Source organism: Pseudarthrobacter raffinosi, assembly GCF_023913735.1.
GTDB lineage: Bacteria > Actinomycetota > Actinomycetes > Actinomycetales > Micrococcaceae > Arthrobacter > Arthrobacter raffinosi.
Genome location: NZ_JAMXBH010000009.1, coordinates 38399 through 64103, shown reverse-complemented (window position 1 = coordinate 64103; position 25705 = coordinate 38399). Strand labels below are relative to the sequence as shown.

The 25705-nt window shown below is 65.2% G+C and carries 18 protein-coding genes and 1 riboswitch; of the genes, 3 read left to right on the top strand and 15 right to left on the bottom strand.

Going from position 1 to position 25705, the window contains the following annotated elements:
- Positions 1 to 8 precede the first annotated feature (8 nt).
- The 7 genes from NG698_RS09845 to NG698_RS09815 form a co-directional block, all read right to left on the bottom strand.
- Positions 9 to 1361, bottom strand: a complete 1353-nt coding sequence (locus NG698_RS09845) for a glutamate-5-semialdehyde dehydrogenase (RefSeq protein WP_252599521.1) — start codon at positions 1359 to 1361, stop codon at positions 9 to 11.
- A gap of 26 nt (positions 1362 to 1387) precedes the next feature.
- A complete protein-coding gene (gene proB / locus NG698_RS09840) occupies positions 1388 to 2536 on the bottom strand; it encodes a glutamate 5-kinase (protein WP_252609497.1) in 1149 nt (382 codons plus the stop codon).
- 10 nt (positions 2537 to 2546) lie between these two features.
- Complete coding sequence (gene obgE, locus NG698_RS09835) at positions 2547 to 4136, bottom strand: GTPase ObgE (RefSeq protein WP_252609495.1); 1590 nt, start codon at positions 4134 to 4136, stop codon at positions 2547 to 2549.
- Between the two features lie 117 nt (positions 4137 to 4253).
- Positions 4254 to 4517, bottom strand: coding sequence for a 50S ribosomal protein L27 (gene rpmA / locus NG698_RS09830; RefSeq protein WP_056340543.1), 264 nt, complete (start codon positions 4515 to 4517; stop codon positions 4254 to 4256).
- A 62-nt stretch (positions 4518 to 4579) separates the two neighbouring features.
- Positions 4580 to 4888 carry a 50S ribosomal protein L21 gene (gene rplU / locus NG698_RS09825; protein ID WP_018773353.1) on the bottom strand — a complete coding sequence of 103 codons (309 nt, stop codon included), beginning with the start codon at positions 4886 to 4888 and terminating at the stop codon, positions 4580 to 4582.
- Positions 4889 to 5160: 272 nt separating this feature from the next.
- Positions 5161 to 6759, bottom strand: a complete 1599-nt coding sequence (thiD, locus tag NG698_RS09820; RefSeq protein WP_252609493.1) for a bifunctional hydroxymethylpyrimidine kinase/phosphomethylpyrimidine kinase — start codon at positions 6757 to 6759, stop codon at positions 5161 to 5163.
- Positions 6742 to 6839, bottom strand: a riboswitch (TPP riboswitch). It overlaps the preceding gene by 18 nt.
- A gap of 119 nt (positions 6840 to 6958) precedes the next feature.
- Complete coding sequence (locus NG698_RS09815; protein WP_252609491.1) at positions 6959 to 10261, bottom strand: Rne/Rng family ribonuclease; 3303 nt, start codon at positions 10259 to 10261, stop codon at positions 6959 to 6961.
- 454 nt (positions 10262 to 10715) lie between these two features.
- On the opposite strand from NG698_RS09815, the gene NG698_RS09810 reads away from it, so the two are divergent.
- Positions 10716 to 11390: a vitamin K epoxide reductase family protein gene (locus NG698_RS09810; protein WP_252609489.1), complete on the top strand. Its 675-nt coding sequence runs from the start codon at positions 10716 to 10718 to the stop codon at positions 11388 to 11390.
- Positions 11391 to 11531: 141 nt separating this feature from the next.
- Here NG698_RS09810 and ndk read toward each other — a convergent pair whose 3' ends face one another.
- The 5 genes from ndk to NG698_RS09785 all read right to left on the bottom strand — a co-directional run bounded on the left by ndk (position 11532) and on the right by NG698_RS09785 (position 18579).
- Entirely contained in the window at positions 11532 to 11951 is a 420-nt protein-coding gene (gene ndk / locus NG698_RS09805; RefSeq protein WP_252609487.1) for a nucleoside-diphosphate kinase, read from the bottom strand.
- A 38-nt stretch (positions 11952 to 11989) separates the two neighbouring features.
- Positions 11990 to 12436, bottom strand: coding sequence for a DUF4233 domain-containing protein (locus tag NG698_RS09800; protein WP_111909021.1), 447 nt, complete (start codon positions 12434 to 12436; stop codon positions 11990 to 11992).
- A 2-nt stretch (positions 12437 to 12438) separates the two neighbouring features.
- Positions 12439 to 13797, bottom strand: a complete 1359-nt coding sequence (locus NG698_RS09795; protein WP_252609485.1) for a bifunctional folylpolyglutamate synthase/dihydrofolate synthase — start codon at positions 13795 to 13797, stop codon at positions 12439 to 12441.
- Between the two features lie 3 nt (positions 13798 to 13800).
- Complete coding sequence (gene ileS / locus NG698_RS09790) at positions 13801 to 17127, bottom strand: isoleucine--tRNA ligase (RefSeq protein WP_252609483.1); 3327 nt, start codon at positions 17125 to 17127, stop codon at positions 13801 to 13803.
- Between the two features lie 399 nt (positions 17128 to 17526).
- Positions 17527 to 18579: a glycerophosphodiester phosphodiesterase gene (locus NG698_RS09785; RefSeq protein WP_252599530.1), complete on the bottom strand. Its 1053-nt coding sequence runs from the start codon at positions 18577 to 18579 to the stop codon at positions 17527 to 17529.
- Between the two features lie 215 nt (positions 18580 to 18794).
- Between NG698_RS09785 and NG698_RS09780 the strand changes: the two genes are divergently transcribed.
- Positions 18795 to 19811: an endonuclease/exonuclease/phosphatase family protein gene (locus NG698_RS09780; RefSeq protein ID WP_252609481.1), complete on the top strand. Its 1017-nt coding sequence runs from the start codon at positions 18795 to 18797 to the stop codon at positions 19809 to 19811.
- On the opposite strand, the gene NG698_RS09775 is transcribed toward NG698_RS09780, so the two are convergent.
- Positions 19808 to 20566 carry an SDR family oxidoreductase gene (locus NG698_RS09775; RefSeq protein ID WP_141140833.1) on the bottom strand — a complete coding sequence of 253 codons (759 nt, stop codon included), beginning with the start codon at positions 20564 to 20566 and terminating at the stop codon, positions 19808 to 19810. The genes NG698_RS09780 and NG698_RS09775 overlap by 4 nt on opposite strands.
- Before the next feature lie 82 nt (positions 20567 to 20648).
- Here NG698_RS09775 and valS point away from each other — a divergent pair, with 82 nt between their 5' ends.
- Positions 20649 to 23267, top strand: a complete 2619-nt coding sequence (gene valS / locus NG698_RS09770; RefSeq protein ID WP_252609480.1) for a valine--tRNA ligase — start codon at positions 20649 to 20651, stop codon at positions 23265 to 23267.
- Between the two features lie 313 nt (positions 23268 to 23580).
- Here the strand turns inward: valS and NG698_RS09765 are convergent, their stop codons facing one another.
- Complete coding sequence (locus NG698_RS09765) at positions 23581 to 24195, bottom strand: mycothiol-dependent nitroreductase Rv2466c family protein (RefSeq protein ID WP_252609479.1); 615 nt, start codon at positions 24193 to 24195, stop codon at positions 23581 to 23583.
- Positions 24196 to 24262: 67 nt separating this feature from the next.
- Complete coding sequence (clpX, locus tag NG698_RS09760) at positions 24263 to 25543, bottom strand: ATP-dependent Clp protease ATP-binding subunit ClpX (RefSeq protein WP_056340575.1); 1281 nt, start codon at positions 25541 to 25543, stop codon at positions 24263 to 24265.
- Positions 25544 to 25705 lie beyond the last annotated feature (162 nt).

Below are 25705 nucleotides of genomic sequence, written 5' to 3'. Positions count from 1 at the left end.
CCGCGTTGCTACCCGCGGACCTGGCCTTCGCCCTGCACGATCCACTTAGTGGTGGTGAGCTCTGTCAGTCCCATCGGGCCGCGGGCGTGCAGCTTCTGCGTGGAGATGCCAACCTCGGCACCGAGGCCCAGCTCGCCGCCGTCGGTAAACCGCGTGGACGCGTTGACGATGACCGCGGCAGAGTCAACCTCGGCGATGAACCGCTCCGCGTTGGCCAGGTCGTTGGTGAGGATCGCTTCGGTGTGGCCCGTGGACCAGGTCCGGATGTGCTTGACGGCGTCATCCAGGCTGTCCACCATTGCTACGGCGAGGTCCAGGTCCATGTACTCGGTTCCCCAGTCCTCATCCGTTGCCGGAACGGACTCAACAGATGAAGGCAGCGCCGCACGGATGCGCTCGTCGGCGTGGAGGGTGACCCCGGCGCCGCGCAACGCGGCGGCGACGGCGGGCAGCACGGCGGACCGCGAATGGACCAGCAGCGTCTCCACGGTGTTGCAGACACTGGGCCGCTGGGTCTTGGCGTTCAGCAGGATCTCCACCGCCATGTCCTCGCTGGCGGATTCGTCGATGAAGATATGCACGTTGCCCTCGCCGGTCTCGATGACCGGCACGGCGGCGTTCAGCACCACGGACTGGATCAGGTCCCGGCCGCCGCGCGGAATCAGGACATCAACGCGGCCGCGCGCACGCATCAGCGCATTCGCACCTTCACGGCCGTACTGGTCCACTGTCTGCACGGCATCGGCCGGCAGCCCGACGGAGTCCAGGGCTTCGCGGAGGATCTGGACCAGTGCTTCGTTGGTGGAGGCGGCAGCAGTGCCGCCGCGGAGGATGACGGCGTTGCCGCTCTTGAGGCCAAGACCGGCGATGTCTACAGTGACGTTGGGGCGGGCCTCGTAAATGGCGGCAACCACTCCCATGGGCACGTTGATCTGGCGCAGGCGCAGCCCATTGGGGAGGGTCTGGCCTCGGACCACGTTTCCGACCGGATCGGGCAGGCTGGCCAGGTTTTCCAGGGACGCCACGAGCCCGTCGATCCGGCTTTCGGTCAAGGTGAGGCGGTCCAACAGGGCCGCCGACGTGCCGTTGGCTTTGCCGGCCGCAACGTCCTTGGCGTTGGCCGACAGGATGAAGTCCTTCCGCGCCAGCAATGCGGCACCGATGGCCCGGAGGCCACTGTCCTTCCGGGCGCGGTTGGCCCCGGCCATCTGGCGGGCTGCCTGCCGTGAGCGGTCAGCGATGGCGTGGACGGCCGCCTCAACCTTCGCCGGAGTGTGGGTCCCCCCCTGTTCCCGCCCGGGAGGAACCACGGTTGAATCGTCGGAAGTGCCAGTGGCTTGGGAAATCAGTGCCTCAGTCATCCTTCAAGTCTAGGCGAGCGGACCGCTCAGACCAGAACCAGGTCGTCGATATGGACAACCTCACGGTCGAATCCGCGGCCCAGGGACTCGCCCAGTTCCACTGTGGAGCGCCCCAGCATCTGGGGAAGCTCTTCGGAAGAGTAATTAACCAAACCGCGCGCGATGACGGTACCGTCGCCGGCCACCATCTCGACGGCGTCGCCGGCTTCGAAGGTGCCGTCCACCGATGAAATTCCGGCGGGGAGCAGCGAGTAGCGATTGTCCCGCACAGCGTGCACGGCGCCGTCGTCAAGGAAGAGCCTGCCCTGAACGTGCGCCAGGTGGGCCAGCCACATCATCCGCACGGACTTCCGGCCGCTGTTCACGGTGAACCAGGTCCCCACGTCCTCACCGGCCAGGGCGGCTGCGGCGTTGGTTGTGGACGTGACCAGCGCCGGGATGCCGGAGTCGGCGGCCATGATGGCAGCCTCGACTTTAGTCTGCATGCCGCCGGTGCCTACGCCTGCCTTGCCCGGCTTCCCGATAGTCACTGCCTCAAGATCTCCGGGGCCGTCCACCTGGGAAATGCGCTTGGCGCCCTTGGCGGGCGGGCCGTCGTATATCGAGTCGACGTCGGACAGCAGGATCAGGGCGTCAGCACGGACCAGATGGGCCACGAGCGCTGAGAGCCTGTCGTTGTCGCCGAAACGGATCTTGTGCGTGGCAACGGTGTCGTTTTCGTTGACCACCGGCACCACGCCGAGGTTGAGGAGGCGGTTCAGTGCACGGAAAGCGTTGGCGTGGTGGCTGCGACGCATGAGGTCATCTGCGGTCAGCAGCACCTGGCTGACGGTGACTCCATGGGCGCCGAACGCGTGCGTGTAGCGCGCCATGAGCAGGCCCTGGCCCACGCTGGCGGCGGCCTGCTGGGTCGCGAGGTCACGCGGGCGCTTCACCAGCCCGAGGGGCGCAAGGCCTGCGGAAATGGCTCCCGAGGAAACCAGGATAATTTCCGTGCCGGCGTTATGTTTGGCGGCCAAGACATCTGAGAGGGCGGTCAGGGACTCTTCCGAGATGCCGCCCTTGATGCTGGTCAGCGACGACGACCCTACTTTGACAACGATCCGGCGGGCCCGGGCGAGCACACTGCGGTCGTCTTTGGGTTCCTCGATGATTACTGTGGAATTTTCGGTCATTTCAGTGGCCTCACTCGTCATCTTCAACGCCCAGTCCACTCTCAGTGACAGGCTTGGCAGCGCGGCGGCCGCTGACCGATTCGGTCCAGATCCCGGCCTTGCGCTCGGCTTCGAGCTCGGCGCGGGCGGCGGCCTTGGCATCCTTGCGTTCCTGCTGCTCGTCACGCTTCTGGCCACGGGTGGGGCGGTCGCCGACGTCCGCGAAACGGATATCCGTGCCACGCGGTGATGCGAGCATTTCGGCTCCGGCGCTCATGGTGGGCTCCCAGTCGAAGACAACGCCGTCATCTTCGCCGATCACGACTGCGTCGCCCGGCTTGGCGCCCTGCTTGAACAGTTCGTTTTCGACGCCGAGCTTGGCCAGGCGGTCAGCGAGGTAGCCGATGGCTTCCTCGTTGGTGAAGTCGGTCTGCTTGACCCAGCGGACAGGCTTGTCGCCCAGTACGCGGAAGAGCGGCTCGAGGTTCTTTTCCTCGCGGCGGATCTTGAAGCCGGCTTCGTTGACGGCGCGGGGCCGCAGGATGGGCGGCTGGACCTTGGGCGGGGCGGCCGCGAGGGCGGCACGCGCGGCCTGGACGATTTCCGCCATGGCGAAGCCCAGCTGGCGGAGACCCTCGTGGCTGGTGGCCGAGATCTCGAAGACCCGGTAGCCGCGTGACTCGAGTTCCGGGCGGACAAATTCAGCCATGTCCTTGCCGTCCGGAAGGTCCACCTTGTTCAGGGCGACCAGGCGCGGACGGTGGTTCAGCGGAACCACTTCGCCGTCGGCACCCGCGAAGCTCATGTCTACGGAGTACTTTTCCAGCTCGGCCTCGATGATGGCCAGGTCTGCCAACGGGTCACGGTCCGATTCCAGCGTGCCGCAGTCCAGTACGTGCACCAGGGCGGCGCAACGCTCCACGTGGCGCAGGAAGTGGTGGCCAAGGCCCTTGCCTTCGCTGGCGCCCTCGATGAGGCCCGGAACGTCTGCAATGGTGAAGCGGACATCGCCGGACTGGACAACACCCAGGTTCGGGATCAGCGTGGTGAAGGGGTAGTCTGCGATCTTGGGCCGCGCAGCGGACATGGCCGCGATCAGGCTGGATTTGCCGGCAGAGGGGAAACCCACCAGCGCGATATCCGCGATGGACTTCAGTTCCAGCACAACGTCACGGGCCTCACCCTCGATGCCCAGCAGGGCGAAGCCCGGGGCACGGCGCTTCTGCGAGGACAGCGAAGCGTTTCCCAGGCCGCCCTGGCCGCCGGCGGCCGCCACGTATTCTGCTCCTTCGCCGACCAGGTCTGCCAGGACGGTGCCGTCCTTGGATTTGACCACGGTGCCGTCGGGCACGGGCAGGATGAGGGTCTCGCCATTCTTGCCGCCGCGCCAGTCGCCCATGCCGGACCCGCCGTTGGTGGCGTGGCGGTGCGGGGAGTGGTGGTAGTCGAGCAAGGTAGTGGTCTGGTGGTCAACGCGCAGGATGACGTTGCCGCCGTCGCCGCCGTTACCGCCGTCGGGTCCGCCCAGTGGGATGAACTTCTCCCGGTGGACGGAGACACAGCCGTGGCCGCCGGTACCGCCGGATACGTGCAGTACTACCCGGTCTACAAAGCTCGCCACGTGGATCTCCTCAGTGCTGTTTCCTGTACGCCCAAAGACGCCAAAACGATTGTAATGCGGTTAAAAGAACAGTGGAGCGGACCAAAATGGCCCGCTCCACCGCTTCAGAACTATTTGTTACTCTGCAGCTGCAGCAGCAACGATGTTAACAACGCGGCGACCGCGGCGGGTGCCGAACTGGACGGCTCCCGGTGCCAATGCGAACAGGGTGTCGTCGCCGCCACGCCCAACGCCGGCGCCCGGGTGGAAGTGGGTGCCACGCTGGCGGACGATGATCTCGCCTGCGGAAACTACCTGGCCGCCGAAGCGCTTGACGCCGAGGTACTGGGCGTTGGAGTCACGACCGTTGCGAGTGGAACTCGCGCCTTTTTTATGTGCCATTTGAAATGCCTGCCTTTAAAATTCTGGGGAATCTGCTGAAGAACCTGAACAGTAACGAAGAGTTACTTGATACCCGTGATCTTGACCTTGGTCAATTCCTGACGGTGACCCTGGCGCTTCTTGTAACCGGTCTTGTTCTTGAACTTCTGGATGACGATCTTCGGACCACGGAGGTCTTCGAGGATCTCAGCCGTAACCGTTACCTTGGCCAGGTCCGCAGCAGCAGAGGTGACTTTGTCACCGTCTACCAGGAGCAGTGCGGGCAACTCAAAGGTGCTGCCGGCTCCACCGGGGACGCGGTTCAGGGTAACGAAGTCTCCAACGGAAACCTTCTCTTGGCGGCCGCCTGCGCGGACAATCGCGTACACCACTTGGGAACTCACTTCTCTCGACGTTTATTACTAAATTTGCGTGCTGAACCCTGTTCCATAATTGGCTGGGTTCTCGCTGTGCCTCAACGCCGTGGGGTCGTAACCCAAGTGTTGGCGTAAGCACCGAAGATCTAGAATACGCTAATTTTGCCTTCGGCCGCAAATGAGGCTGGTTACGGCAGGTTGTCTGTGATAGGACCCACAAGCAGGTACTGCACTGACAATCCAAAACCGTGCCTGACTATCGTACAGGCCGCAAGGGCCGCAGCCTGTCAGGAATGAATTCGCGGCGCGTCGAAGAATTCCACTTCGAACCGGCATGACTGCCTGAAAGCCACGAGCATCGCCGCCCGTTCATCCGCGGAAGCGCTACGGCCGGCGTCGTCAGCCAAGGCGATGGCGTCGCGCGTGGCCTGGGCGAAATCCTCGTCAGCATAGGCCCGCAGCCAGTCGGCATAAGGATGTGCTGCCGGTGCACCCGCAGCCAGGAACTCCGCGTGGAGAGTCTGTCCCACTTCGGCATACAACCAGAAGCACGGCAGTACCGCCGCCACGAGGACCGCGTAGCTGCCGGAGGCCGAGGCCGCCAGCAGGTGGTCCACGTAGGACTTGGTGACAGGTCCAAAGACTGAGTCCACTGTCCTGGTGCTTAGCCACGTGCGGTGTAGTTCGGACTCGACCTCAAGGCATTGCTGGGCCGACTTTGCCCAGAACAGCTGGGCGGCTTCCGTGGGCGCCAGCGCGCTGGCCCGGGCGAGGACCCGCGAATAGCCGTTGAGGTAGATGGCGTCCTGGGCGAGGTAATAGGCGAACTGTTCCTCAGCCAATGTGCCGGCCGCCAGGTCGCGGATGAAATCCAGTCCGTAGATGGCTGCAAGATCCGGCTCCGACGCCTGGCGCAGCGTCTCTGCGAACTCGCCGGCTGCCGGAACCTGTTGCATGTGGTGGAAGTGGTTGATGGGGCCGTTGCCCCCGCCCACCTCAAGTTGGTCAGAGGCCTGCAGCGCGCCCACCAGCCAGGGCTTCACTTGCCGCAATGCGGCTTCCCAGTCCCCCAGCCTGGCCTGGGCCGTGGCCATGGCCGATGACAGCGAGCAGCCGGTGCCGTGGCTGTTGCGCGTGGGGATCCTGTCCCCGCTCACTTCCACCACCTCCTGGGCGAGCAGCCCGGCAGCGTTGACCAGGGCATCCGGGCACGCACCGCCGTCGAGATGGCCGCCCTTGACCAGGACAGTGGCACCGGTCGCGGCGGACAACCGCTGCCCCTGCCCGAGCGCGTCGTGCCATTCCCTCGCCTGCGGCTCCCCCACCAGGATGGCCAGTTCGGCCAGGTTGGGGGTGATCAGGTCCGCGAGCGGGAGCAGCTCCCGCAGGGCCGCCTCGGCAGACTCCTGCAGCAGCCGGTCGCCGCTCGTGGCCACCATCACCGGATCAAGAACGACGACGGCGGGACGCACCTTTTCCAGCCAGTCGCGGACCACGCCTATCACCGCAGCGTCGCCCAGCATGCCGATCTTGACCGCGTCGATGGTGATGTCATCGCTGATGGCATCGAGCTGCTGGCCCAAGAAGGACGCAGGCGGGACGTGAACCGCCTGGACCCCCTGGGTGTTTTGGACCGTCAGCGCGGTGATGGCCGCCATGCCGTAGCCGCCAAGGGCAGCAATGCTTTTGAGGTCGGCCTGGACGCCCGCGCCCCCTGAAGGGTCCGATCCGGCAATGGACAGCACCCGCGGAACGTCACGCAGCACCTGGACCGCAGAAGAGCGGCCTGGTGCGGGCCGGACCTCAGCCCGGGTTGCTGTGGTTTCCGGCAGAGCCGCCGCGGGTGTTGCAGGGGGAAGGACAGAAGTTGAAGCCAAAGGAGACATCCCTTCGCCGGTGCTAACCGGACAGGTTCAACGGGTGTGGATCTCAGCCGGCTCTCTGCGCGGCACCCCGTGTCAGTCACCAGCCTAGCGCTCCCCGGGACTTAACGCCGGACGCCCGGACGCAGCCTGTGATTCACAGGCACGTCCGGGCGCCGTTGTATTCGCTTGCCCTACTGCTTGGTCAGAGCTATCAGCTTGGTCAGAGCTCCGAGGCCGGAACCCCTACGCCCAGGATGATGGGCGCGTTGGCGGCCACCGGTTTGTCGGCCACAGGAGCCTTGACGGGCTCCGGCGCCTTGGCGGCGTGGGTGTGTCCGGCGGCAGCCGCCGGAGCGGCTTCGTGATGCTCTACGGACGTGGCGTTGGCGGCACCCTGGGCACGGCTGGCACTCCGGTTCCGCCGGGGACGGCGGGCGCGGGGCTCCTCGGTGTGGTCGGAGTAATCCTTCTCCGCCGCGGCTGGCTGCTGCTGGCGGGCAGGTTCGGCCGGCTGGCTTTCAGTTGCCTGGACTGCCGACGGCTTGCTTTCCGCTACAGGTGCCGGCTCGCCAAGGTGGGCGAAGGCCTCCGCGAGGCGGTCAAGTGTCAGGGCAGGTGCATGCGGCTGGTCATCGTGGTGCGCCACGAACGGAAGCACCACCCGCTCGCCGCCGAATGTCAGCACTGCGGCCGGGCGGCCGTTGGAGTCCGTTTCGGACCGCTCAGCCGGAGCCGGCACCGGCGCAGCAGGCTGCCGGCCCGCGGCGGCTGATGCGTGAGCCACTTCGTCGTCGTGCAGGTGCGCAGCGTGGGCTGCGGCCGCAATGTTCGCAAGCGCTGCCCGCGTGGCCTCCGCCTTGGCATGGCGCTCGGCATCACTGGCTTCCGGGTGGACCGTGTGGATCTGCACCGGAGCTGCCGGTACCGTTTCCAGCGGCTGGCCGCCCCGTCCGCGGCGGCGCTTCCGGTCAGTGCGGCCACCCGGCTGGCTGTCCGGGCGCTGGCTGTCGGTGCGTATGTTATCGGTGCGCTGGCTTTCGGGGCGGCTGTCAACCCGCTGCACGTGGTGCTCCGCGGCTACGATGTTGGCTCGGCGGTGTTCCACGGGGTCGTCGTGGGTGACAATTCCGCGGCCTGCACAGGTTTCACACTGCTCGCCGAAGACTTCCAGGAGCCCGGTGCCCATGCGCTTGCGCGTCATCTGCACGAGGCCCAGCGAGGTCACTTCGGCCACCTGGTGCTTTGTCCGGTCGCGGCCCAGGCACTCCACCATGCGGCGCAGGACCAGGTCGCGGTTGGATTCGAGGACCATGTCGATGAAGTCGATGACGATGATGCCGCCGATGTCGCGGAGCCGGAGCTGCCGGACCACTTCTTCAGCTGCCTCGAGGTTGTTCTTGGTGACGGTTTCCTCGAGGTTGCCGCCGCTGCCGGTGAACTTGCCGGTGTTGACGTCCACCACGGTCATGGCTTCGGTGCGGTCGATGACCAGCGAGCCGCCCGAAGGCAGGAAGACCTTGCGTTCCAGGGCCTTGTGGATCTGCTCATCGATCCGCCACGCAGCGAAGATGTCCTGGTCCTTGGTCCACTTTTCCAAGCGGCCCACGAGGTCCGGGGCAACGTAGGTGACGTAGGCCTCGATGGTGTCCCAGGCCTCTTCACCGGAGACGATCAGCTTGGAGAAGTCCTCGTTGAAGACATCACGGACCACCTTGATGGTGAGGTCAGGTTCGCCGTAGAGCAGCTCCGGCGCGAGGATCTTGGTGGACGTGGACTGGCTTTCGATGCCCTCCCACTGCGCGCGCAGCCGGTTGATGTCGTGCGTGAGTTCCTCTTCCGAGGCGCCTTCGGCAGCGGTGCGGACGATGACGCCAGCGTGCTCCGGGAGGCGGTCCTTGAGGATGCGCTTGAGGCGGTTTCGCTCGACGTCGGGCAGTTTGCGGGAGATTCCGGTCATGGAGCCGCCGGGTACATAGACCAGGTAGCGGCCGGGCAGCGAGATCTGGCTGGTCAGGCGTGCACCCTTGTGGCCCACGGGATCCTTGGTGACCTGGACCAGGACGGTGTCGCCGGACTTGAGCGCGTTTTCGATCCGGCGCTGCTTGCCTTCGAGATTAACGGCTTCCCAGTTCACTTCACCGGCGTACAGGACGGCGTTGCGGCCGCGTCCGATGTCAACAAACGCCGCTTCCATGGACGGCAGGACGTTCTGCACCTTGCCGAGGTAAACGTTGCCGATCAGGGAGTCCTGCTGGGTCTTGGAGACAAAGTGCTCGGCCAGGACGCCGTCTTCGAGGACGCCGATCTGGATTCTGTCGTCGCGCTGGCGGACGATCATCTGCCGGTCAACTGATTCGCGGCGGGCCAGGAACTCGGCCTCGGTGATGACGGTGCGGCGGCGGCCGGTGTCGCGGGATTCGCGGCGGCGCTGCTTCTTGGCTTCGAGGCGGGTGGAGCCCTTGACAGACGTGACGCGGTTGTTGACCGGCGCTTCGGTCGCGGCGCGCGGCGCGCGGACGCGAGTCACCGTGTTGGGCGGGTCGTCGCCTTCTCCGCCAGTCAGTTCCAGATCCTGGTCGCCACGGCGGCGACGGCGACGACGACGGGACGTCACGCCCTCATCGGCCTGCCCGGCGGATTCATCATCGGTTTCTTCGGCTGCGCCGTCGTCGCCCTCGTTATCGCCGTCAGCATCACTTTCGCCAGTGCGGCTGCGTCCGCGGCGACCACGGCTGCGGCGCCTGCGGCGGCCGTTGGCGTCGTCCGCTTCGCCGTCTTCGGCGTCGTCCTCTTCCGGCTCCTCAGCCACGGCGGCGGCCGGTGCGGGGCGGACCACGGTGCTGAGGTCAGGGGCCTGGAAAAGTACCGACGTGGTGGACGCCGGCTCAAGGAACAGTGAACTGAACGGGCTGGCAGACTCAGCAGCAGCCGGTTCTTCAGGCGGCGCGGCGGCAGCGTTGACATCGGCAGCCTTGGCGGGGGCGACGGCGGCGGTTGCTGCGGGCGCGGCGGCGGCAGTAACTGCGGGCGCGGCGGCTTCCTCTGCTTCCGGGGCCGGCGTTGGCGCAGTTTCAGGGGCTGCCTGTTCCGGAGCCGTTTGGTCGACGGCCGCGGGAGCGACGTCGGGGGCCGAAGTTTTGCGGGTGGCCACGCGGCGGCGGCGGACAGGCTTGGTCTCCGCTGCAGCCTCAGGGGCTGCGGCTCCGGCCTCGGGTTCGACGGCGGCGGCGGGCTCTACGACAGTCTCGGTAACAACGGCGGCAGGTGCCTCGAGAACCTCAGCAGCGAAGGCCGGCAACGGTTCGGCGGTTTCCACCTTCTTACGTGCTCGGGTGCGGCGGACCGGCGCCTTAGGCTCCGGTGCGGCGTCCGTCGCAGGCTCAGCCTCGGCGGCGTCATTCACCGGTGCGGCCTCTGCGGCCTTCGGCACTGCCTTCCGACGTGTCCGGGTGGCCTTCTTGGGCGCTTCCGCAGCCTCGGCGACGGCTTCATCATTAACGGCTGGTGTTTGTTCGTTTTCCATATGTGGCAACACTCCTGCCCCTGACGTACCGCCACATCCGGCACCCATTGGGGCACATATTGTCAAAACCCGCAGGCGTTGACAGAAGTCAAGTGGATACTCCCAGGTTCGCACCGGCAGAGGGGTGCGGCAGCCCGTGGGAGCCGTCGGCTGTGTCCTGAAACCCGTTGTTCTAAACGCCACAACCAGGTGCCGACCAATGGAATTGCGGGAAGCCGAATCAGAGAATCCGAAGCCTGCCCTGCTCATCATTGGCGGTCTTGAAACAAGCCACCGGACCGGAGTCCGAATGTGGGTCGGCCTCCAGCCATGTTCATTCTCTCACACCCGGGCTGAAAGGCGGCGGAACCACGGGCAACGGATCGGTACCTGACGGCGCTGACTGAATGCTGCTTCCAGTCACCGGCGTTACAATCGGGGCAAGGAGCACCCGAAGCAAAGGACGCCACACACCATGCCCAGCATTTCCTCCCACGGCACCGACACGCCGGCTGCCTCCCCTGCGGCGGAGCCGTTTCCCGCCACGCCCGGGACTGTGCCGCCGATGGCACGTAACCGGCCCCTCGGCTGGCTGATGGTAGTCACCGGCGCCATCGGCTGGCTTGCCTCGGGGGCGCTGGTCCTGGAAAAGCTCGCTGTCCTCGAGGATCCGAATCATGTAACGGCCTGCGACGTTAATCCGTGGATCTCCTGCGGCCAGGTCATGCAGACGTGGCAGAGCTCGGCGTTCGGGTTCCCCAACATGTTCATTGGCATCGTCGCGTTCGCCGTCATCATCACCGTGGGCATGGCCCTGCTGTCCGGCGCCACCTTCGCCCGCTGGTACTGGACAGGTCTCCAGGCCGGCGTCACGCTCGGCTTCGCGTTTGTGGTGTGGCTCTGGTCCCAGGCACTTTACGACATCCACGTTCTGTGCCCGTTCTGCATGATCGTCTGGGCCGCGATGATCCCGCTCTTCGTCTGGGTAACCATCCGCAACGTCGTCCACGGCGTCATCCCCGTCCCGTCCGGTGCGGCACGTGTGCTGGGCGAATCGGGCTGGATCATTACGGCGCTGCTGTACGTGGCGGTCATCGCCAGCATCTTCTTCGCCTTCATCCAGGTGTTTGCGGGAACCTCGGGCTTCTGACGCGAGCCCCCGCACCAGACGCACAAAAAAGCGCGAACGGACAAGCGCGAACGGACACTTGAGGCCCCGGTTTCCCGGGGCCTCAAGTGTCCGTTCGCACTGTGGACTCAAGTGTCCGTTCGCGCAGTTCGCGGGTGGACGTTAGTCCTGGAACCAGATCTTGATTTCGCGCTGGGCCGAGTCCACGGAGTCGGAGCCGTGGACCAGGTTCTGCTGGACCTTCAGGCCCCAGTCACGGCCGAAATCGCCACGGATGGTGCCGGGAGCCGCAGTGGTGGGATCCGTAGTACCGGCCAGTGACCGGAAGCCTTCAATGACGCGGTGACCTTCGAAGATCGCGGCCACCACCGGTCCGCTGAGCATAAATTCAACGAGGGGCTCGTAGAACGGCTTGCCCACGTGTTCTTCGTAGTGCTGCTCCAGCAGTTCCCGGCTGGCGTCAACCTTCTTCAGTTCGGCGAGGGTGTAGCCTTTGGCCTCAATGCGGCCCAGGATGGCGCCGCTGAGGTTGCGGGCAACGCCGTCGGGCTTGATCAGTACCAGGGTGCGCTCAATGGTCATAGCTGCTCCAATGCGTAATGGGTGGTTTCGGGACAATTCTACGAGGCTTCCGGGGTGTCCCCGTGCGACGCGTTCCACTCGGCCTGGTCGCGTTCGCGCTTTGCGGCTTCGGAATCGATCCGGATGCCGGTGCGGATTCCGTACCACCACGCCAGGCCGAACAGCGCGCCAACCAGGAACATCATGGGCTCAACGATGCCGGTAAGGATCAGCACAATCTGCAGGATCCAGCCCAGTCCCACGCCCCAGGGCTTGGACAGCACCGCGCAGGCCAGGATCATCACTACGCTCAGTGCGATGCCGATGCCCAGGATCAGCGCCGGCGGAAACTCGCCGCGCCTGAGGCCAAAGACGGCCAGCGTTGCAAAGAACACCACAAACGCTTCAAGCAGCAGGACGGTGGAGGCAAACATCACTTTGGTGGACCGGCGCTTCTTGGGCATTCCCGGGCGCCATTCGCGCTGCGCTTTGGTCAGCTTCGCCACGGCTAGGCCTCCGTCTTTCCGAGCAGGATCCGGGCTTCCGCCACCAGGGTGATGGACCCCGTCACCAGCACGCCGCCGGAGAGGTCGTCGCTGGCTTCGGCGCGTTCCACGGCCCATTCGAGGGCGTCGTCGAGCTTCTCAGCAATGTGGATGTTGTCTTCGCCGAAGCCCATTTCCACCGCCAGTTCAGCCAGTTCGGCCGCGGGCACTGCCCGTGGCGAATTGGACTGGGTGAAGCAGTATTCCTGGGCGATCTCGCCCAAGGATTCCTTGAGCTGGCGCAGGATCTCTTCGGCGTCCTTCTCCTTCAGGACTCCCACTACCGGCACCAGCCGGGTGAAGCTGAAGGCCTCCTGGATGGCCTCGGCCGAGACCCTGATGCCGTCCGGGTTGTGGGCCGCGTCAACAATGATGGTGGGCGCCGTGCGGACAACCTCAAGGCGGCCCGGGGACGTGACGGATGCGAAGGCCTCCTGGAGCACCTCGGCGTCAAGTTCCTTCTCGCCGCCGAAGAAGGCCTCGAGGGCTGCCACTGCCACTGCTGCGTTCTGGGCCTGATGCGCGCCGTGCAGCGGCAGCAGCAGTTCCGGGTACCGGCCGGCGATGCCCTGGATACTCACCACCTGGCCGCCCACGGCAACCGTCCGGGATTCGACGCCGAACTCCACGCCTTCAAACCGGAACGGGACTCCCACGTCCTTGGCTTTCTCCAGCAGTACCTGCGCAGCATCAACGGGCTGCGAGGCACTGATGAGGTAACCACCGGGCTTGATGATGCCGGCCTTCTCGTAGGCAATGTCCTCGGTGGTATCGCCCAGCAGGTCCGTGTGGTCCAGGGAAATGGGGGTGACCACCGAAACCAGGCCGTCGCCCACGTTGGTGGCATCGGTGATGCCGCCCAGGCCCACCTCGATGACGGCAACGTTGACGGGCTGGTCCGCGAAAATCGCGAAGCCAAGGATGGTCAGGCACTCAAAGTACGTGAGCCGGGGCTCCCCCGCCGCGGTGAGTTCGTCGTCGACGATCTGCAGGTAGGGGCGGATCTCGTCCCAGATCCGGACAAACGTTTCGTCAGAGACGGGGTGGCCGTCGATGCTGATCCGCTCGGTGACCTTGGACAGGTGCGGGCTGGTGTAGCGGCCGGTACTCAGGCCGTGCGCGCGCAGCCCGGCCTCAATCATCCGGGCCGTGGAGGTCTTGCCGTTGGTGCCGGTCACATGGATGATCGGGAACGCCTTATTGGGCTCCCCCAGCACGTCCATAGCCCGGAACAGCGGCGCAAGACGCGGCTCCATCTTGTTTTCCGGCGCACGCCCCAGCAACTCGGCGTAGACACTTTCCACGGAGAATTCGTCAGTCATAGCTCAAGCCTCTACTTTTTCGACGGTAATGCGTGGTTCGCCTGACTCAGCCGGAACTGTGGCCAGCTCCAGGGTCAGGGTTTCGGTCTTGACCAGCTCGGCGTTTGCCAGCAGCGCCTCCAGCACGGCGGGAGCGGCCGTGACGGTGGTGCGGATCCGGTCGCTCACATTCAGTGCAGCGTCCTTGCGTGCCTGCTGGATGGCGCGGACCATGTCCCTAGCCGTCCCTTCGGCCTCAAGTTCGGGCGTGACCTCGGTGTTGAGCACCACAAAGCCGCCGCCCGGCAGGACAGCTACCGAAGCCGATCCGCCGTCGGATTCTGCCACCACGGTCTCCAGGGTGTACTCCTGGGTTTCCAGCTCCAGGCCTCCGGCGATGACCACTCCGGCGTCGGAAACCGACCAGTCGCCGGACTTGGCGCCCTTGATGGCCTGCTGGACGTTCTTGCCCAGGCGCGGTCCCGCGGCGCGTGCGTTGACCACGAGCTTCTGCTCGATGCCGAACTCCTCCGGGGAGGCGCTCTCGGCGTCCAGCAGGCGCACGGAGCGCAGGTTCAGTTCATCGGCGACGACGGCGGCGAAGCCTCCCAGCGCATCCGCGCCGGGTGCCACCACGGTCAGTTCCTGCAGCGGCAGCCGCACGCGGAGGTTGGCGGCCTTGCGCAGCGAGGATCCGGTGGAGCAGATCTGCTGCACGCGGTCCATCGCTTCCACCAGCGACGCGTCGGCCGGGAACAGGTCCGCGTCCGGCCAGTCGGCCAGGTGCACGGAGCGTCCGCCGGTGAGGCCGCGCCAGATCTCCTCGGAGACCAGCGGCAGCAGCGAGGCGGCCACGCGGGACACGGTCTCCAGCGCGGTGTACAGCGCGTCGAAGGCGTCAGCGCTCTCGTCAAAGAAGCGCTGACGGCTGCGGCGGACGTACCAGTTCGTGAGCATGTCCAGGTAGCTGCGCAGTTCATCGCACGCGCCGGAGATGTCGTAGCTGTCCAGCTGGGCGGTCATGTTGCGGACCAGGTCACCGGTGTTCGCCAGCAGGTACTGGTCCAGGGTGTCGGCGTACCCGTCGTAGCGGAGCTTCGCGTCGTAACCCTTTCCACCGTCGGCAGCGTTGGTGTACAGCGTGAAGAAGCTGTACACGTTCCACAGGGGCAGGATGACCTGGCGGACGCCGTCGCGGATTCCCTGTTCGGTGACCACCAGGTTGCCGCCGCGCAGGATGGGGCTGGACATCAGGAACCAGCGCATGGCGTCGGAGCCGTCACGGTCCAGGACCTCGGAGACATCCGGGTAGTTGCGCAGGCTCTTGGACATCTTCTGCCCATCCGAGCCCAGCACAATGCCGTGGCTGATGACGTTTCGGAACGCCGGACGGTCAAACAACGCCGTGGAGAGGATGTGCAGCATGTAGAACCAGCCACGGGTCTGGCCGATGTACTCCACGATGAAGTCCGCGGGGTTGTGAGTGTCGAACCAGGCTTCGTTCTGGAACGGGTAATGCACCTGGCCGTAGGGCATGGAGCCGGAGTCGAACCAGACGTCCAGGACGTCCTCGACACGGCGCATCACGGACTGGCCCTCTTCGGGCGTCCGGGGATCGTCCGGGTTGGGGCGGGTCAGTTCATCGATGAACGGGCGGTGCAGGTCAACCTCGCCGGCCTTGTTCAGCGGCAGGCGGCCGAAGTCGGCCTCGATCTCGGCCAGCGAGCCGTAGACGTCGGTGCGCGGGAATTCCGGGTCGCTGGACTGCCACACCGGGATGGGGCTGCCCCAGTAGCGGTTGCGGCTGATGGACCAGTCGCGGGCGTTGGCCAGCCACTTGCCGAACTGGCCGTCCTTGACGTTGCCCGGGATCCAGTTGATGTCCTGGTTCAGTTCGGACATGCGGTCCTTGAACTTGGTGACTTCCACGTACCAGGAGGACACGGCGCGGTAGATCAGGGGGTTGCGGCAGCGCCAGCAGTGCGGGTAGCTGTGCTCATAGCTGGCCTGGCGGACCATCCGGCCCTGCGCGCGCAGCACCTGGGTGATGGGCTTGTTGGCTTCAAAGACCTGAAGGCCCACGATGTCGTGCAGGTCGCCGTGGCTGAACAGGTGCAGGAACTTCGCGCCTTCGTCCACGGACAGGACCACCGGGATGCCGGCCTCTTCACAGACCTTCTGGTCGTCTTCACCGTAAGCGGGGGCCTGGTGGACAATGCCGGTGCCGTCGGTTGTTGTGACGTAGTCGGCCACGAGGAAGCGCCAGGCGTTCTGCGTCCCGTACTTTTCGTCGTCGCTGAAGTCGTTCCACAGCGGCTGGTAGGCCAGGCCCTCCAGGTCGGCGCCGGTGTGGGTTGACGTCACGGCGGCCTCGGCGGAGTCCGCATCCTCATAGCCCAGGTCCTTGGCGTACGCGGCCAGCAGGTCCGCGGCCAGGAGGAAACTGCCGGTGACGGGCGCGTCCGGCGAAGCGGCCTTGACGCCGTTGGGTCCGGCGGGGAGAACGGCGTAGGTGATGGAAGGCCCGACGGCGAGCGCCAGGTTGGTGGGCAGCGTCCAGGGCGTGGTGGTCCAGGCGAGCGCCTGGACGCCGGCGAGCTGCTTCGACAGCGCCGACTCCCCTGCCGTGATGGGGAACGTCACCGTGACAGTCTGGTCCTGGCGGTTCTTGTAGACGTCGTCGTCCATGCGGAGCTCATGGTTGGACAGCGGAGTCTCGTCCTTCCAGCAATACGGCAGCACACGGTAGCCGTTGTACGTCAGGCCTTTTTCGTGCAGCTGCTTGAACGCCCACAGGACCGATTCCATGTATTCGACGTTGAGCGTCTTGTAATCGTTGTCGAAGTCCACCCAGCGGGCCTGGCGGGTGACGTAGCTCTTCCACTCATCGGCGTACTTCATTACGGAGGCACGGCAGGCGTCGTTGAACTTATCGATGCCCATGGCCTCGATCTGGGTCTTGTCCGTCATGCCCAGCTGCTTCATGGCTTCCAGTTCAGCCGGCAGTCCGTGGGTGTCCCAGCCGAAGCGGCGTTCAACGCGGCGGCCGCGCTGTGTCTGGTAGCGGCCCACGAGGTCCTTGGCGTACCCGGTCAGGAGGTGGCCGTAGTGCGGCAGTCCATTTGCGAAGGGAGGGCCGTCGTAGAAGACGAATTCGTTGCTGCCGGGCTGCCCGCCGGGGGCGTCGGCGCTTCGCTGGTCGATGCTGGCCTGGAAAGTGCCGTCCTGGTCCCAGTACTTCAGGATGCGCTCTTCGATCTCCGGGAACTTGACGGAGGCGGAGACACCGGCGGCAGCGCCGCTCGAAACTGCAGCCGAAGGGGAAGCTGAGGCTTTAGGGTAATACGTCATTCTCGACATCCTGGATTGAGCTGGTGAACCACTCAGCCGCTGCTGGATGGTTCCGTTCAGGATGCGAGGACGGCTCGTGTGCTGTCCTGGGACTGCACGCTTACCGCGGTACCACCTCACTTACCGGCACTCCACCATGCTCCGGGGGAAGCTTGTTGGTGCGCCGGCCGCTCATTACTGCTGTGACGGGCTTACCCGTCCGGTTCTACCGGCCCTGGCGCGTGCTGATCCTTGCGCCGGGGCGTTCTTCCGGAAGCTCACCGGTGATGGCCGGGTCAAAGCTGATACGACGATGTTACCGGAGAAGTCACTGCGTTTCACTGCACACTGCCTTGAAAGAACAGCGCGGTCCGCCGGGCAGCGAAACGCAGTGACGGCGGCTGGGCGCCCGGGCCGGTACTAGAAGCCGCGCGGCAGTTTCATCCCGGCAGCAGCCATGACATCGCGGAGCCGGTCCGGGTAGTCGGTGATGATCCCGTCAACGCCGGTGTCGATCAGCGCCCGCATGGTGGGCTGGTCATCGACGGTCCACGGGATGACCTGCATCCCGGCAGCGTGCGCACGTTCCACCATGTCCGCGGTGACGTAGGGGACGTAGCCCGGATCGGTCACTTTGCCGTTCTGCGGGGTGCCGTGCACGGGAGAGACGGCGTCGAAGCCGAGGGAAGACGCTGCAGCGATGAGGTCGCCGCCAAAGTCGTCGGCGTCAATCCCGCCAAGCCACGGCGAGCTGCCCGGCTGCCCGGCCTGGAGGAAGTCCTTGTTGGTCAGGGCCACGGTGCGGATCTGCGGGTCGCGCTGCTGGACGAGGCGCAGGGAGCCCCAGTCGAAGCTCTGGATGGAGACGCGGCTCTGCATCTGGGCGGCGTTGATTTCCCGGAGTGCGACGTCGATGAACTGCTCGCGCGGGGCGGTTTCCGCCGGAGCGCCGGCTTCGACCTTCGTTTCAATGTTGAACTTCACCTGGCTGGCGCGGTGGGCGTCGGCGAGCTCAAAAACCTCGGCCAGAGTCGGCATATTGGCGCCGGGAGACGCCGTCTGGCCCGGGAACTGCGGCTGGGTGAGCGAACCGCAGTCCAGGCTTCGGACCTGTTCGAAGGTCAAGTCCTTGACGTACTTGCCCACATAGGGGAACTGCGGATCGTTCGGCGTGACCGGCGCGGTATCGAGGCACTTCTTGTTGCTGATCTTGCGGTCGTGCGTGATGACTTCGCGGCCGTCCTTGGTGATCTGGAGGTCAAGTTCCAGGGTGGACACGCCGGTCTCGAGGCCCTTGGCGAAAGACGCCAGGGTGGATTCGACGGTCAGGCCGAGTCCGCCGCGGTGGGCCTGTAGATCAAAATGGTTGTCCGTGCCGTTGGGGTTCGTGTCAGCGGCTTGGGCCTGAACCGAAGTCGTGAGGAGCAGGGCTGCGCTGAGTACGGCAGCGCCAAGCTTCATCGGGGTGCGCATAGGAAGGAATCTCCACTCTGGTGGTGTGCAGTTTTGCGCCTGCTACAGTGCCGTCCTGCGGCCAACGTCAGGCCACAGCGGGCTGGCCGGAGTGCGACTGGACGGTAAACGTTGGGCTTCATCGCAAAGCCGATCCAATCAACGGGCGACGCCAGGGCGGCGACTCTTTAGACTCGTGCCATGACAGTCTCCCGGGCGATTTGTTCCGGTCCCTGATGGGCCATCGTGCACACCACGGCTGGCTGTTGTCTGCTGGCCTGGTTGCGGCCCCTGTTGTGGTGGTGTCCTGGTTCCGCGCCGTTCCGGCGCCGTGGCCGCCGCTTGTGGTGCAGGTAGTGGCCTTTACGCCGTGGCTGGCATTCCTCGCCGCGGCCGCGGTGTTGCTGGCACTGCCCAGCCGGCGTGCCTGGGCTATCCTGCCGGCGGCAATCCTGCTGACCGCACAGCTTACCTGGCTGTTCCCGCCGGAAGTGTTCCTGGCCCGGCAGGGAGGGTACCCCCAGGTCCGGGGGCCGGATGCTCCAGCCGCGGCGAAGCTGACAGTCATGAACCTCAATGCCCGGCTCGGGGGTGCTGATAGCGCCGCCATCGTCCGGCTGGTCCGGGACCACCATGTTGACCTGCTGACCGTCCAGGAGCACAGCCCGGAGTTGGAGAAGCGGCTGGCGCGGGCGGACCTGGGCAGCGTGCTTCCCCACCGCGTGTCCCATCCCCGGAACGGAGCGGCCGGCAGCGCCGTCTACTCGTCTTTCCGGCTTAAGGAGGTGGGAATGGTCCCTGACACAGCGTTCAGCATGCCGGTTGTCCGGCTTGAGACCAGTGACCCAGGCGCCGGCGCCGGCGCCGGGCTGACGGTCATCAATGTGCACGCGCACGCGCCCGTGGACATTGCAGTTCATCAATGGCGAAGTGACCTTACAGCTGTGGCCCGGGCAAGCAGCGGAGCCGGTCCTACGCTTCTGGCGGGCGATTTCAACGCGACATATGACCACTGGGAATTCCGCGCGATGCTGGAGGGGGCCGGCGGCGGCCGGAAACTGGTGGATGTTGCAACCGCGTTGGGCAGCCGGCTCATCCCCACCTGGCCGATGCGGGATTACAGCCTTCCCGGCGTGGCTCTGGACCATTTGGTGACCAGCCCGGACATTTTAAGTTCGGGTTACTCGGTCCACCCGGTCCGCGGCACCGACCACGCTGCAGTGATCGCCACCCTGGAGATCCAGCTTCCCTAACGCTTGCGGATCAGCTTGTGGGTGGCCGCCTGTGCAACGGGCCGGATCACGATCTGGTCCAGGTTGACATGGTGCGGCGCGCTGACGGCGTAGCGCACCACGTCGGCGACGTCGGCTGCGGTCAGGGGCTTCTCCACGCCCTCGTAAACCTTCTCCGCGGCGTCCTGGTCACCAAAGCGGTTGAGCGCGAACTCTTCGGTGCGGACAAGGCCCGGGGCTACCTCGATGACTCGGATGTTGTGTTCCGCCTCCTCCAGCCGGAGGGCACCGGTCAGTGCGTGCTGGGCAAACTTGGCGGCGTTGTAGCCGCCGCCGCCCTCGTAGGCCACCAGTCCGGCGGTCGACGTCAGGTTCAGGACAGTTCCTTCGCCGGTGGCGCGGAGCATCGGCAGGAACGCCCGGGTGAGCTTCACGGTGCCGAGGACGTTGACCCGGAACATCCATTCCCAGTCCTCGGTGTTGGCCTCGCCCACCAGGTCAGCACCCCGGGCCCCGCCGGCGATGTTGATGAGCGTCCCCACGCCGCCGGCTTCGGTGACGCGGGCAAGGAGCCTGGCGACGTCGTCGTCCTCGGTGATGTCAGCGGGAATTCCGACGGCGCCTGTTTCAGCTTCCAGCGCGGCCAGCCGTTCGGCGCGGCGTGCCACAGCGAATACCGTCCAGCCTTCCGCCCGCAATGCCCGCACGGTTGCCTCGCCGATGCCGGTGCTGGCGCCGGTTACTACTGCTGCCTTGTTCAGTGAATCTTCAGTCATGGCACCACCATAACGGGCCCGGCCGGTGGCATGCTTGGAGCGATGTCGCCGGATGAAGTCCCGGCCATGAAACAATTGCCAGATGGCTGAAGACACTCAGGGTACAGACACGCCCTCCACCGCCCCTATCAACGTTCCGGACAAGCCCGCCCTTGAGGGGCTCGAAGCTGCCCTCACGCAGCGCTGGCTTGCCGAAGGGACCTACAAGTTCAACCCGGACACCACCCGGGAGCAGGTCTACTCGATCGACACTCCCCCACCCACCGCATCTGGCTCCCTGCACGTGGGGCACATGTTCTCCTTCACGCAGACGGACGTGCTGGCCCGCTACCAGCGCATGATCGGCAAGAACGTGTTCTACCCGATGGGTTGGGATGACAACGGCCTGCCCACCGAGCGCCGCGTCCAGAACTACTACGGCGTGCGCTGCGATCCGGCCATCCCGTACGACGCCGACTACCGGGCTCCGGCGGAGCCCGCCAAGAACCAGCGCGATTTCGACGTCGTCTCGCGCCGGAACTTCATCGAGCTGTGTGAAGAACTTGCCGTGGAGGACGAGAAGGTGTTCGAAAGCCTGTTCCAGCAGCTCGGACTTTCCGTGGACTGGCAGCTGACGTACCGGACCATCGATGACGCCTCCCGCGAAGTCTCCCAGCGCGCCTTCCTGGCCAACCTGGCAGCCGGCGACGCGTACATGGCCGAAGCGCCAACCCTCTGGGACATCACCTTCCGCACGGCCGTGGCCCAGGCGGAACTCGAAGACCGCGAAGTTGCCGGCGCGTACTACCGCTACCCGTTCTTCACCGAAGACGGTGAAAAGATCTATGTCGAGACCACCCGTCCCGAACTGCTGGCAGCCTGCGCCGCCCTCGTTGCAAACCCCGACGACGAGCGGTACCAGCCGCTGTTCGGCAAGATGGTCACGTCCCCGGTCTTCGGTGTTGAGGTTGAGGTCAAGGCCCACGCGCTGGCCAAGGCGGACAAGGGCTCCGGCATCGCCATGGTGTGCACGTTCGGTGACCTCACCGACGTCACCTGGTGGCGGGAACTCCAGCTGCCCACCCGTGCCATCGTTGGCCGGGACGGCCGCATCGTCGGCGAAACCCCGGACTGGATCACCACCGATGCAGGGCGCACCGCCTACGAAGCCATTGCCGGCAAGACCGTCTTCAGCGCCAAGGAAACAGTGGTGGAGCTCCTGGCCGCCGAAGATCTGATCGACGGCGAACCGAAGAAGATCATGCACCCTGTGAACTTCTACGAAAAGGGCGACAAGCCCCTCGAGGTTGTCACCTCACGCCAGTGGTACTACCGCAACGGCGGCCGCGACGAAGAGCGCCGCGCCCGCCTGATCGCGCGCGGCCACGAGATCGACTTCCACCCGGCCTTTATGCGGTCCCGCTTCGAGAACTGGATCTCCGGGCTGAACGGCGACTGGCTCGTGTCCCGCCAGCGCTTCTTCGGTGTGCCCATTCCCGTCTGGTACCCGCTGGACGCCGAGGGCAACCCGCGGTACGACGCCCCGATCGTGCCCCTGGACGAGCAGCTGCCGGTTGACCCCGCGGCCGATGCCGCACCCGGTTACGACGAAGCCCAGCGCGGCGTTCCTGGTGGCTTCGCCGGCGACGCCGACATCCTGGATACGTGGGCCACGTCTTCCCTGACGCCGCAGATTGTGGGCGGCTGGAGCCGGGACGAAGACCTCTTCGCCAAGGTCTTCCCGTTTGACCTGCGCCCCCAGGGCCACGACATCATCCGCACCTGGCTGTTCTCCTCGGTAGTCCAGGCTGATGCGCTGCAGCACGCCGCGCCGTGGAAGCATGCCGCCATCTCCGGCTGGATCCTGGACCCGGACCGGAAGAAGATGTCCAAGTCCAAGGGCAACGTGGTGGTTCCCACCGATGTGCTGGACGAATTCGGCTCCGACGCCGTCCGCTACTGGGCCACGTCCGCCAAGCTCGGCGCGGATACGGCGTACGAGATCGCGCAGATGAAGATCGGCCGCCGCCTTGCCATCAAGCTGCTGAACGCCTCAAAGTTCGTCCTGAACCTGGGGGCGACGGAGAATTCCGTGGTCTCCACCGATCTCTCGGTGCTGACCAACCCGTTGGACCGCGCGGTGCTGGCCCAGCTGGCCGATGTGGTGCGCCAGTCCACCAAGGCGTTCGAGAACTACGATTACGCCCGGGCCCTGCAGATCACCGAGAGCTTCTTCTGGCAGTTCACGGACGATTACGTGGAGCTCATCAAGGACCGCGCCTACGGTGCCGCCGGCGACGCTGAGCAGGCCTCCGTGCTGGCAGCTCTCGCCACCAGCCTGGACACGCTGCTGCGCCTGTTCGCCCCGTTCCTGCCCTTCGCCACCGAAGAGGTCTGGGGCTGGTGGCGCAACGGCTCCGTACACCGTGCACAGTGGCCCACCGCAGTGGACGTGGACGGCGACACCACCCTGCTTGCCACCGTTGGCACGGCCCTGAGCGGTGTCCGCAAGGCCAAGTCCGAGGCCAAGGTCAAGCAGCGCACCGAGGTCCTCTCCGCCACCATCACGGCGTCGGAATTCCTGACCACGCAGCTGAAGGCCGGACTTGGCGACCTGAAGGCAGCCTCGAACGCCCGCGAACTGACCCTGGTGGCAGGCGACGGCGAACTGACCGTCAGCGATGTCGTGCTGGCCGCTCCGGAGGAACAGCCCAAGGCGTGACCTGTTTTTGGGCAAAGGGGAAGCCCCATCAGCGTTTTGCCGTTGGTGGGGCTTCGACTTTTCGGCCATCCTGGTGACGTCTTTGATGGTCTGGCAGGATCCTTGGATCTTCAGGTCTTCCTACCTCGTCACTGGTAGCTTGTATCTGACTTTGCCGATGGCTGCGTCGGATACATATCACTGAATCTTTGGTTCCTGCGTCCCGCTTCTTTCGAAGTGGGTAAGATCCATTGTTGTCCCGACGGTTGGGATGCGCAAGAGCCCCGGAAGAACTACATCAGAGTAGTTCGTCCGGGGCTCTTTGCTGTCTGCGTCAGTTGAATTCGGGACGTTCGCTGCGACTGCGCTTAATCTCGAAGAAGTGCGGGTACGAGGCCAGTGTGACGGTGGCATCCCACAGCAGGCCCGCCTGCTCGCCGCGCGGGATGCGGGTCAGCACGGGGCCAAAGAAAGCGGCTCCGTTGAAGGCAACAACCGGCGTGCCGACGTCGTGCCCCACCAGCGAGATGCCCTCCTCATGGCTGGCCCGCAGCTGGGTGTCAAAGGCGTCCGTGGTGGCAACGTCTGACAGACTGGCCGGGAGTCCGCACTCAGCCAGTGCCTTGCTGATGACAACGCCGAAGTCCTTCTCCCCGCCCTGATGAATCAGTATGCCCATGGCGTCGTAGAGCGGCTTCACCACGTGGTCGCCGTGCTGCTCCTGGGCCGCGATGACGACCCGGACCGGACCCCACGCCTTGTCCATGGCCTCGCGGTACGCGGGTTCCAGGTCCCGGCCCTCGTTCAGGACAGACAGGCTCATTACATGCCAGACCGTTTTGATGTCGCGGACAGCCTCGACCTCGCCGATCCAGCGTGACGTGATCCAGGCGAACGGGCACAGCGGATCAAACCAGAAATCGGCCTGGTTGATGGTTGTTTCAGTCATGCATGAGTCCTCTGTTCCTGGGCGTGCGGGAGGGAAGGCGGAAGTGTCGGGCGGGGTGGTGGACGTGTCAGGCGGACTTGCGTCGCTTGGTCACGTGCGGAATGAGGGTGGGCTCGGCCTTGCTGAGGACAACGTCAGCGGTGATGACCACGCTGGCCACGTCTTCGCGGCTGGGGAGGTCGAACATGACCGGGAGCAGCACTTCTTCCATGATGGCGCGCAGGCCGCGGGCACCGGTGCCACGCTCAAGGGCCTGGTCGGCGATGGCGTTGAGGGCGTCGTCATCAAAAACGAGTTCCACGCCGTCGATCTGGAACATCTTCTGGTACTGCTTGACCAGCGCGTTCTTCGGCGTGGAGAGGATCTGGATGAGGGCGTCGCGGTCCAGGCTGGAGACCGTGGTGATCACGGGCAGGCGGCCGATGAATTCCGGGATGAGACCGAATTTCAGGAGGTCCTCGGGCATCACCTCGCCGTAGGAGTCCACCTTGTTGCTGGCATCGTTGAGGGGCGCGCCGAAGCCGATGCCCTTGCGCCCGGAACGCGAACCAATGATCTCTTCCAGCCCGGCAAAGGCGCCCGCCACGATAAACAGCACGTTGGTGGTGTCGATCTGGATGAATTCCTGGTGGGGGTGCTTGCGTCCGCCCTGGGGCGGAACGGAGGCCACGGTTCCTTCGAGGATCTTCAGGAGGGCCTGCTGCACGCCCTCACCGGAGACGTCCCGGGTGATGGAGGGGTTTTCGCTTTTACGCGAAATCTTGTCGATTTCGTCAATGTAGATGATGCCCTGTTCGGCCTTTTTGACGTCGTAATCGGCCGACTGGATGAGCTTGAGGAGGATGTTCTCCACGTCCTCACCCACATAGCCGGCTTCGGTGAGCGCCGTGGCGTCGGCAACAGCAAACGGAACATTCAGTCGCCGCGCCAGTGTCTGGGCAAGGTAGGTTTTGCCGCAGCCGGTGGGACCGATCAGGAGGATGTTGGACTTGGCGATTTCGACGTCGTCGTGGTGGCCGCCCTCGGCGAGGCTGCCGCTCTTGGGGGCGTGGCCGGCCTGGATCCGCTTGTAGTGGTTGTAGACGGCGACGGCGAGGGAACGCTTGGCGGGTTCCTGGCCGATGACGTATTCCTGCAGGAAGTCGAAGATCTCGCGGGGCTTGGGCAGCTCGAAGCTTCCCAGATCGGCGACTTCCGCGAGCTCTTCCTCAATGATCTCGTTGCAGAGCTCAATGCATTCGTCGCAGATATAGACACCGGGCCCGGCAATGAGCTTGCGCACCTGCTTCTGGCTCTTTCCGCAGAAAGAACACTTCAGCAGATCCGTGCTCTCGCCAATCCGAGCCATATGTGAACCCCTTTAGTATCTTGCTGCCAGGCAGCTGTGCACCGTTGCTGGAATCGTGGCGGGCCTGGGAGGACCGGCCGTGACATCTTCCACTCTAGGTCACAATTGCGTCCAAGGGTGGAAAGCGAAGGCCGGTGCGGCCCAAATTACTGGACCGCACCG

Bases quoted from the DNA above. Each gene is read 5' to 3' on its own strand.
- thiD (WP_252609493.1), bottom strand. From the start codon at position 6,759: ATGTCTCCTTTGGCTTCAACTTCTGTCCTTCCCCCTGCAACACCCGCG.
- NG698_RS09810 (WP_252609489.1), top strand. From the start codon at position 10,716: ATGCCCAGCATTTCCTCCCACGGCACCGACACGCCGGCTGCCTCCCCT.
- rpmA (WP_056340543.1), bottom strand. From the start codon at position 4,517: ATGGCACATAAAAAAGGCGCGAGTTCCACTCGCAACGGTCGTGACTCC.
- NG698_RS09785 (WP_252599530.1), bottom strand. From the start codon at position 18,579: ATGCGCACCCCGATGAAGCTTGGCGCTGCCGTACTCAGCGCAGCCCTG.
- ndk (WP_252609487.1), bottom strand. From the start codon at position 11,951: ATGACCATTGAGCGCACCCTGGTACTGATCAAGCCCGACGGCGTTGCC.
- NG698_RS09795 (WP_252609485.1), bottom strand. From the start codon at position 13,797: ATGACTGACGAATTCTCCGTGGAAAGTGTCTACGCCGAGTTGCTGGGG.
- proB (WP_252609497.1), bottom strand. From the start codon at position 2,536: ATGACCGAAAATTCCACAGTAATCATCGAGGAACCCAAAGACGACCGC.
- valS (WP_252609480.1), top strand. From the start codon at position 20,649: ATGGCTGAAGACACTCAGGGTACAGACACGCCCTCCACCGCCCCTATC.
- NG698_RS09845 (WP_252599521.1), bottom strand. From the start codon at position 1,361: ATGACTGAGGCACTGATTTCCCAAGCCACTGGCACTTCCGACGATTCA.
- clpX (WP_056340575.1), bottom strand. From the start codon at position 25,543: ATGGCTCGGATTGGCGAGAGCACGGATCTGCTGAAGTGTTCTTTCTGC.
- ileS (WP_252609483.1), bottom strand. From the start codon at position 17,127: ATGACGTATTACCCTAAAGCCTCAGCTTCCCCTTCGGCTGCAGTTTCG.
- NG698_RS09775 (WP_141140833.1), bottom strand. From the start codon at position 20,566: ATGACTGAAGATTCACTGAACAAGGCAGCAGTAGTAACCGGCGCCAGC.
- NG698_RS09780 (WP_252609481.1), top strand. From the start codon at position 18,795: ATGGGCCATCGTGCACACCACGGCTGGCTGTTGTCTGCTGGCCTGGTT.
- NG698_RS09765 (WP_252609479.1), bottom strand. From the start codon at position 24,195: ATGACTGAAACAACCATCAACCAGGCCGATTTCTGGTTTGATCCGCTG.
- NG698_RS09815 (WP_252609491.1), bottom strand. From the start codon at position 10,261: ATGGAAAACGAACAAACACCAGCCGTTAATGATGAAGCCGTCGCCGAG.